General features: G+C 41.3%; 5 protein-coding genes and 2 pseudogenes. 6 read left to right on the top strand and 1 reads right to left on the bottom strand.

Annotation, left to right across the window (positions count from 1 at the left end; all coding sequences use genetic code 11):
* Nucleotides 1-419: 419 nt before the first annotated feature.
* From AZ66_RS08980 to AZ66_RS08970, 3 genes and pseudogenes are all read left to right on the top strand, one after another.
* Nucleotides 420-1,448, top strand: coding sequence for a methyl-accepting chemotaxis protein (locus AZ66_RS08980; RefSeq protein WP_197081682.1), 1,029 nt, complete (start codon nucleotides 420-422; stop codon nucleotides 1,446-1,448).
* 57 nt (nucleotides 1,449-1,505) lie between these two features.
* Entirely contained in the window at nucleotides 1,506-2,381 is an 876-nt protein-coding gene (locus AZ66_RS08975; protein WP_044354534.1) for an S-layer homology domain-containing protein, read from the top strand.
* 127 nt (nucleotides 2,382-2,508) lie between these two features.
* Nucleotides 2,509-4,486: pseudogene (locus AZ66_RS08970) on the top strand (prolyl oligopeptidase family serine peptidase).
* Nucleotides 4,487-4,560: 74 nt separating this feature from the next.
* Here the strand turns inward: AZ66_RS08970 and shc are convergent.
* Nucleotides 4,561-6,454 (bottom strand): annotated as a pseudogene (gene shc, locus AZ66_RS08965) (squalene--hopene cyclase).
* A gap of 532 nt (nucleotides 6,455-6,986) precedes the next feature.
* Between shc and AZ66_RS08955 the strand changes: the two are divergent.
* The 3 genes from AZ66_RS08955 (at nucleotide 6,987) to AZ66_RS08945 (ending at nucleotide 9,013) form a co-directional block, all read left to right on the top strand.
* Nucleotides 6,987-7,664 (top strand): class I SAM-dependent methyltransferase, encoded by a 678-nt coding sequence (locus AZ66_RS08955; RefSeq protein WP_044354531.1) that lies wholly within the window; start codon nucleotides 6,987-6,989, stop codon nucleotides 7,662-7,664.
* 45 nt (nucleotides 7,665-7,709) lie between these two features.
* A complete protein-coding gene (locus AZ66_RS08950) occupies nucleotides 7,710-8,039 on the top strand; it encodes a DUF2834 domain-containing protein (RefSeq protein ID WP_044354530.1) in 330 nt (109 codons plus the stop codon).
* A 137-nt stretch (nucleotides 8,040-8,176) separates the two neighbouring features.
* Complete coding sequence (locus AZ66_RS08945; protein WP_044354528.1) at nucleotides 8,177-9,013, top strand: MBL fold metallo-hydrolase; 837 nt, start codon at nucleotides 8,177-8,179, stop codon at nucleotides 9,011-9,013.
* Nucleotides 9,014-9,250: the final 237 nt, after the last annotated feature.

Raw genomic sequence — 9,250 nt, 5'->3', positions numbered from 1 at the left:
GACCATAAAAGAATTATGATTCCCAAAAACGGCCGAATAACATTGTTCTGACGGAGGGTTGCTATCATTTCTACGCATCTACAACATTTACTGAGGAGACACTTATGAAAATTATGGACACCCTAAAGAAATGGACAGTTGAGTCCATTAAATTCAAGCTGATTTTCCCCATCGTGCTCGTTCAAATTCTCGGTACGAACATTGGTAAGTTCGTGAATTTCGTCTTGGATACCAGTAAGGAAGTTATCGCCAAGGCAGGAATCCAAAACGAGTTTATGGAGGGGAACATTGGCTTATATGTATCTTCTGTTTTTAGCACCCTGATATCGGTACTCATTGTTGTTTTCATGTATGATCGGCTAGTCCTAAGGAGACTTCAATTGGTTGTAAGATTTACAGATAAGCTTGGAGCAGGCGATTTGTCTTCTGAACTATGCTTCAAGGGGAATGATGATATAAGCAAGTTATGCAAATCTTTAAATACAGGCTCAACAAGTATCAAGAATTTGGTGGTGGAAATTGATAACGCATCGAATAACATCCAACAATCTAGTTCGGCAATATTGGACGCAACGCGCAATTCAACAGCGAGTATAGCAAGGATTCAATCGAAGTCACATATTCTTGCACAGGACGCGACAAATTTGTTGAACGATACACAACGCGCTAAGTTGTCCCTTCTTAAAATAACTAGATCCAATGATGAATTATCACATAAGGTAAAGGCTTCCTTAGAAACCTCTAGCGCTATAAAGACAAGAGCTACGCAAATGGAAGTCGAAGCCGTTCATTCCCTTGAGAAGGCTATTCGAACGTATGAAGAGAAGCAACAGAATCTTCGAAATGCCTTAGAGGCTGGACGCATCGTGGATGAGATTCATGTTATTTCTGCAAGCATCAAGGAAATTTCTTCACAGACCAACATATTAGCCTTAAATGCTTCCATTGAGGCAGCGAGAGCCGGTCAACAAGGGAAAGGATTTCAGGTTGTAGCCGAAAGAGTAAAAAAATTAGCCGGTGAATCAGCTGAAGCTATATCTCATATTGATGAAATGGTCGTTCAAGTAAAGAATGCATTCCTAAAACTGGGGAAGAGTTCTCAGGACATATTGGACTATATGAACAATGAGGCAAAAGCGGATTATGAACTGCTTATCAAGACTGGTCAACAATACCAGCGAGATGCACAAGCCATCCTGTCGCTTTCTGAGGAAGTACATACTTCTACGGAAGTAATGGGTTCTGCCGTTGCGGATATTGAGGAAGTCATTGAAGGCGTCTCCGAGAGTTCTTCTAGGGCTGCAGGTTACACCAGTGAAATGAAGGAAAGCCTAGGAGAAATGAATGAGGCGATGAGTAAAGTCACTGAGTCCATGGAGGGACAAGCCGAAATGTCCGTACAATTAAGGGAATCGATTAAGAGGTTTATTATTTTTCCATCTATGTAACATATTTCAGCACATTCACGTCTAGGAGAATAATAAAGATATGCGGAGGGAAATAAGATGAGAAATGTAATGAAAAAGCCACTGATTCTACTCATGTTAATCGCCGTCTTCAGCATGGCCGTTAGCGGTTCCGCTTTTGCTTATAAAGAGAACAATCAGAGAAAAGAAGAAGGGAAAGAAAGCTTGAACGCGGCAACAGCAGTGAGAATGATCGTAAAAGGCTTGGATTTAACCATCGACAATATTAAATTTATCAAGAAACCGGAGGCAACCGACTATTATACGAAAGTTAAAAACAACTCTTCATACGCGGAAGACTTCATCATCGCTCAATATAACGGGCTAGGCATTGCGAAAGACATTAATCCTTCTGCTAAAGTCACACGGGAGCAATTCGCCAAATGGCTATTTGGGCAAGTAAGCCATACAGGAAATTATGCATGGATCGAAATTTTCCAAATCGTTTCGGATGCCGACCAGGTGACAGACGGATACATGGACAGTATTCAGAAGCTGCTCATTGCCAAGATCGTATCCCTAGACAGCAAGCAACGCTTCTATCCTAAGAGCTATATCACCCGCGCTGAAGCTGCCGATATGATCCGCAAAACGTTAACATTCATTAAAAACACAAAACCGGAAACACCTGAAACTTCCGATCTCAACCAAGTAAAAATCACTTCGGAAAAAGAAACGGATTCTGTCACCCGAGTTATATTATCCACCCTAGTTCCTCACTCTGGATATGGACTCGAGATCACGGGCATCCAATTCTCGAAAGGCGTGGCCACTATTCAATATAGAGTCGTGCAGCCTGATCCTGACAAAATGTACATGCAAGTCATCACGGAGTTAAAAGCTGTGACATATATACCTTCGGAATACAAAGCTGTACTTGGGGTAGTAAAACCCACAGTTCCATTCCAAGGCTAATCTTGTTGAGCAGGCTGCCGAAGCCTGCTCATTTTGCTAAGCTACGGGTAGGAAAGTTGAATAAAACCCCGAATATAGTATGGAGAGTTTAAAAGCGTATCTTTAGGCGCTACGAGGGGGTTTATTAATGGAAATGAATGAAAAAGCATATCTAAGTATAGAAGAGATTATTTCATTACCAACCTTATCAGGTACAAATATAAGTGATAATGGCAAAAACGTAGCATTTGTCAAGAAGACAGCTAACTGGAAAGACAATACATATAGGAATCATGTATGGATATATGAAAAAGATAAGGGGCAGTGTTACCCGTTAACAACTAGGGATATAGAAAGTACATACCCATTATGGTCTCCAGATTCTAGAAATATCGCATACCTTAGCCCAGTTGGTGACGGGGATAATAAGAAAAATCAAATCTTTATTAAGTCAATAGATGGTCATAGTGGGGTTCAAATTACTGATGAGAAAGAAGGGGTCAGTAAATTCAAATGGGAGCCTACTGGCAAGGGTTTTTATTATGTTGCACAGTCAAAAGAATCGGAGACGATAAAGAAACGTAAGCAACTATATGGAGATTTCCATCATATAGGTAAGGAATACCAGAATAATTGTTTATATTACATTGAAATAGAAAAAGCGATACAAAATGATAACTATGAACACGAAAATAGCGTTGTTTATCAACAAACTGATGGTAAGGATTTTCATATCCATGAATTTGATATTTCAAATGATGGAACAAAGGCTGTATTTATGGCTACACCAAGCTCAAATCTGGGAGATTATATGAATGGAGATCTGTACATACTAGATATTAAAACTCGAGAGCTACAAAAGATGAATATAGATAAGTTGTTGGGAAGGAGCGTTTGTTTTTCCCCTGATGGCAGCAAAATATGTTACTCAGCAAGTATAAGGGAGAAGGATTACTATAAGACCCATATACAAGACAGTACGCTAGAGATATATGACATTAATAATGGAGAGCTAATTCAACCTTTAACAGATTTTGATAGTACGCTTATCCCATTACGGTGGACACCTAAAGGAATATTAATTAGATGGCAGAATAAAACGAATTATCTTATTGGGCTGTTATCTGAGGATGGCACTGTGGAAAAGGTAAGCGAAAAAGAAGATGGCTTTATTATAGATGCTTCCATAACAAGGGATGGGAATCATATATCCTATAATAAAGCGATAACAAATGAAACCTTTGAAATCTATGTAGACGATAAAAAAATAACAAATGAAAATAGCTTTTTACAAAGGAAAGCTTACAAGTAACAGGGAAATAATCTCATGGCAAAATAGTGATGGTCTTGAAATAGAGGGAGTCTTATCAACCCCAGTAGAGTTTGACGCAAATAAAAAATATCCCTTATTAGTGGTAATCCATGGTGGTCCGGCTTGGGCGTCCTTCCCAATATTTTCAGACTGTTTTAATGAGAAATATCCGATTGAGCAGTTTATCGAAAAAGGCTTTATCGTTTTAGAACCAAACTACAGGGGAAGTTCTGGTTATGGTAATGAATTCTTAACAGCCAACTATAGAAAACAAGGAATTGCGGACTATGATGATGTGATATCTGGAGTGGATAAATTAGTAGACAAAGGGATTGTAAATAAAGATAGAGTAGGAGTTATGGGATGGAGCAACGGGGGATATATATCAGCTTTCTGTTCTACATATAGTAGTAGATTTAAAGCTATTTCAGTTGGGGGTGGAATTACGAATTGGAGTACCCATTATGTAAATACAGATATACCTTATTTCATTAAGATGCATATGGGAAATAATCCATGGAATGATCCTGAGATATATGCTAAAACATCACCAATGACGTATATCACCTCAGCCTGTACGCCCACCTTAATCCAACATGGCGAAAAGGATGCAAGAATTCCAATTTCAAATGCATATGAGCTATATCAAGGATTAAGGGAAATGGGAGTTGATACAGAATTCATTATATTTAAAGGAATGGCATATAGTTCTGACCAGCCCGGAATTAATGTGGCTATTATGAAGCAGAATTTGATGTGGTTTTCACACTATATTCTTGGAGAAAGTATGAAAGATTGGTTAAAGGTCGAATAACGCGATAGTTGTGAAACTCCCACTGGAAAAACGAGAACGGCCCGCAGCGATTGCGGTGCCGTTCTTTTTTAGGCCTATGGATTTCCATATCGCTTCTTATAGTGGCTCAGCGTCAGGAGCGGCCAGATATAGCGATAACTGTGATAATGAGAATAGAAGTAACCGGGGAGGCCGGCACCTGTAGGATAAGTGCCCTTCCAGCCGTCTTCATGGAGTAATGCGATAAGTCTATGGATTCCTTGATCGACCTCAGGTGTTGGCTGTGTCTGAACAGCGATTAGGGCGTCTAGCGCCCATGCGGTTTGAGAAGGAGTGCTCTCTCCTAAGGGCACATAGTGCCGCAGCCGATCGCTTTGACAGGATTCGCCCCATCCGCCGTCTGGGTTTTGGATGTCTAGAAGCCAACGAGCTCCTTTTTGTAAGGGTTCATGGCTGGCGGGAAGGCCGACCGCTGCCAAGCCCGTTAGTGCCGCCCAGGTACCGTAGATATAACAAACGCCCCATCTTCCGTACCAGGATCCATCCTTCTCTTGGTGGCTGACTAGCCAATGTGTTCCCCGTTTGATGAATCCGTGCCGGGTATCGAGTCCGGCAAATTTCCCGAGATACTCTAAGGTGCGCCCTGTAAGATCAGCTTCCGAGGGATCAATGGCCGCAGATGTGGCGCCGTCTAAGGCGAGCCAGGTGAGGATTTCGTTGTTTGTATTTTTCTCAAATGCGGGCCATCCTCCGTCTTTATTTTGCATGGATAGAGCCCAATTCAGTCCGCGATTCCAAGATTCCAGGTAAGTAGAATTGGTATTAGATAACCTCCTGATTGCCCGTAGAGCTGCGGTTGTATCATCCACATCGGGATTGATCGTGTTGGTCTCCGAGAATCCCCAGCCCCCTGGAATGGTCTCCGGGTTATGAATGCTCCAATCGGCAGTCTTATCCTGTTGTTTGGACAACAGATACGTTGCGGCACGCCGGATCGTTAGATGATCAGCGGCGATTCCAGCTTCCTGCAAAGTGTAGGCAAGCAGAGCGGTATCCCATACGGTTGAGGGGGAGTTCTGCATTGTAGTTGTTCCGTTATAACGTAAATTGCATGTCGGTAAGTCCCTGAATGGCACGGGTGATGAGAGGATGCTGCTGATCATACCCTAGGGCAAGCAGGGCGACAATCATGAGAATTGTACTGTTTGCATAGCTGTAGAGGGTACCATCGGCTTCAATCCTTGTTAACATGAACTGCTCGGCCTTGGTTGTAGCTGCTTCATGGATATAACGAGGGGTGCCAATAAGCAGTTTTAGCCCTACCTTTATAATGTTTTGTATCTCCTGGAAACTGCGGGGGAGAGGATCCTCCTCGTCCATCGTTCGAACATAAAGATCAGATAGATCTGGCGTATGAGCGGAGGTCATCGAGAACTGCTTGTCGCCCATAATGAGCATTGGGATAAGATGAACCCTTGAGTATCCTGAGAAATCATAAATATGAATCGGAAAATAAGTTGGAAAAAGAACAACCTCGAGTGGGATGGACGAGATAGATGCAGGCCATTTCCTCTGACCTGTGGCGGCGAGGATGGCTGTGGTCATGATGTTGGACACTTTTCCGAGACCGCCTTTGGATAAAATATATCGCCTGGCCCGCTGAATAGGTTCGTCTGCCATCTGGCTGTACCCGGAATAGAGCAGGGCGTAATAGGCTTCAACCGAAGCGGACAAGTTTCCTTCTTCTTCATCGGCAAACAGTCTCCAACAGCCATCTGGTTGCTGCGCGGCAAGAATCCGGTCATGCAGCTGCCTAATCAACTCTTCATTCGGAACGTTCAGTAATCGAAAGAGAATAATCATATAAGCATCAACTGACGTCCCGTTTTCAAAGCAAAAACGCCAGGATCCATCCTGTCGCTGCTGTTCGATAATTGTTTTCGTCAGCCGCTCTATTTCATCATCCACTGCACTTAGGACATCACTCATTTGCATGGAACCTCCGGGGTGGTTTTTTAGAATTATATGCAGGTGGTGTAGTCCATTGTAGGAAAAAGTTACACATATGGTCTATACGCGGAAAATGATACTGGCTGGGGTAATGCAGAAAACGAATTTTGATCTGCCAAGGCCTTTTATCACATGCGAAGATGTCATGTAAAATTCAAGGCTTGTTCTGCCGCTCTTATTCGGATATGGTTTAATATGGAACTTGGGAATCATAGGAGGTTTGCTATGCAAATGTCCGTGCATTTTGAAACTGAAACGATATGTAATGGAGGAAAGATGAAAAATATTTTTAAAAACTACTTACAAGTCGTATCGCAAAGAAAACGTTCAACTAACATTGCCAATATTGTCGTCAATCTTGTCTGTATTACACTTATTCTCTTAGTTGGAATAACAAAGGGGTATCTAAACAATGTACTAGTTTTACTGTTTATCATATTTGGATGCGTTGTGATTTTAATAAAAATTTCGTTTGCTCTTTATTGCCTAATAAAGAAGTAGGAGGCGGCCGATGGGAATCGATTGGTATGATATGATTGCGAGAAGAAATGGTGGTTACAAAGGAAGATCCGTCTACACGATTGAAGGTACACATTCAGAGGACATTTTTGAAGAACGCTTAATTCAGATGTTACCTCTGTATTATTCGGTGTTGGATGCAGGGTGTGGGCATGGTGAATTCACGTTACAGATGTCCAAGCATGCCAATTCAATCATAGCTTTTGATAACTCTCAAGAGTTAATCCGTATGGCTCAGTCTTTATTAACATCGAGCCAGATTCAAAACGTTACATTTGTTTATGCCACGACCAAATCAGATATGCCGTTTGATGATGCTCAGTTTGATCTCATCTATGATCGCCGTGGTCCTACCTCTATCATTAATCATAGTAGACTGTTAGTACCAGGTGGCGTCATATTCGGGATTCATAATTGTGTAGATGCTGTAAAAGAACGATTGAACCTGAACGGATTTGTAGATATACAGACCGAAGAATTTAACAAAGCCATTTATTATTTCCCGAACGAATTAGAGTTCGCGACATTCCTCTCTGACATACCTGGAAATCCAGACTATATGGTACCAGAAATGAAGAATGAGCTCGCAAAGAAATTAGAGGAAAACATGATCAACGGGAGAATTGGGTTCAAGGAACAGAAATACATCTGGAGTGCTGTGAAGCCATAGGCTGTTTTCATAAAGATGATGTCATTATTTTAGTGGGGGAATCAGATGAAGGTTCTATATGGGGTTTTATCGTTACTTGGGATTATGCTGCCGTACTCTCAGCTCATTCCCTGGATATACGAACATGGGTTGCAGTTACCTTTACTTATAGAAGAAGCAGCGAGAACCCGAATTGGCTCATTTGCCTGGTTAGATGTCATTGTATCTGTGGTCGTATTATTAGCGTTCATTCGTTACGAGGGAAAACGAATCGGGATGAAAATGAGTTTGTGTTGGGTTCCGATACTTGGCACATTAACTGTGGGAGTTTCTTTTGGGCTGCCTATGTTTTTAATGTTGCGAGAACTGCATTTGGAAAAGATGACAGTTGAATAACCCTACGTATATTACCTCTGAAAGACGTTGAAATGGTTGCAGATAGTGGGAAAGAAATAAGAAAGAAAATGAATTTTCTTCAGAGAGATTATGAAAGCCAAGGAACAGATTTACGACATGAAGAGGAGGATATCTCAATGAAATTAACTGTGCTGGTTGATAATAACACTTACATCGACCGCTACTTTGTTGGTGAGCCAGCTGTTTCTTATTTAATCGAAGATGAAGATAAGAGGATACTGTTCGACGTAGGATACTCAGATGCGTTCATTCGCAATTCAGAAAAAATGAGAATTGATTTGAGAAAACTTGATTACGTTGCGCTGTCACATGGACATAACGATCATACATGGGGATTGGATCCGCTCATTCGGATGTTTTCTGAGGCGAAACTTGAACAATTGGAATTCAGACTTCCCTCCATTATTGCTCATCCCGATGTGTTCTACAGCAAACTCTTGAATGGTGAAGAAATAGGGTGTTTGCTAACTGCTGAGAAAATCACTAGGCATTTTAAATTGGAATACACCAAAAAGCCGGTGTGGCTGACGGAAAAGTTGGTCTTCCTAGGTGAAATTGAAAGGACTATGCCTTTTGAAGCGGATAATGCTATTGGACAAATTGCAAGAGATGGCGAAATCTCAGAGGACTACCTGCTGGATGATTCTGCACTGGTTTATAAAGCTGAAAACGGACTTGTCATCATTGTTGCATGTTCACACTCAGGAATCTGCAATACCATTGAGTATGCCAAAAAAGTTTGTGGAGACGATAGGATTCTCGATATAATCGGAGGATTTCATCTGCTTAACCCTGGAGAATATCAGATGAACAAAACCGTGGAATATTTTCAGACTGTCAAACCAAAATATTTACATGCTTGTCATTGTACAGATCTGAAATCGAAAATTGCATTATCAGATGTGGCGAATGTATTGGAGGTAGGAGTGGGTTTAACTCTTGAATTTAGATGAGACTCATTTAAGCTAAACGGGACACGAAAACCCAATAAAAACATTTGAAGGCATCCAAGATCCTTGACTCTTAATGGATGCCTTTTCTCAACTATACCAGCTAATAGCTTGTCAACATTTCCAGCAATACAATTAGAAACCTTATGAAGTTCTTGATGAGAATGAGATCGGGAAGACGATTTTGAGAAGTTTCGCCAGTTTAAAAAAATCCTCGAGCAAGTCGCAAAATTCTGACGT

This window comes from Paenibacillus sp. E194 (assembly GCF_000935845.1).
Lineage (GTDB): Bacteria > Bacillota > Bacilli > Paenibacillales > Paenibacillaceae > Paenibacillus_B > Paenibacillus_B alvei_B.
This window is presented reverse-complemented; position numbering and strand designations above follow the sequence as displayed.

What these genes read in the sequence shown, in the direction of transcription:
- AZ66_RS08975 (WP_044354534.1), top strand. Translation starts at nt 1,506, where the DNA reads ATGAGAAATGTAATGAAAAAGCCACTGATTCTACTCATGTTAATCGCC.
- AZ66_RS08955 (WP_044354531.1), top strand. Translation starts at nt 6,987, where the DNA reads ATGGGAATCGATTGGTATGATATGATTGCGAGAAGAAATGGTGGTTAC.
- AZ66_RS08945 (WP_044354528.1), top strand. Translation starts at nt 8,177, where the DNA reads ATGAAATTAACTGTGCTGGTTGATAATAACACTTACATCGACCGCTAC.
- AZ66_RS08950 (WP_044354530.1), top strand. Translation starts at nt 7,710, where the DNA reads ATGAAGGTTCTATATGGGGTTTTATCGTTACTTGGGATTATGCTGCCG.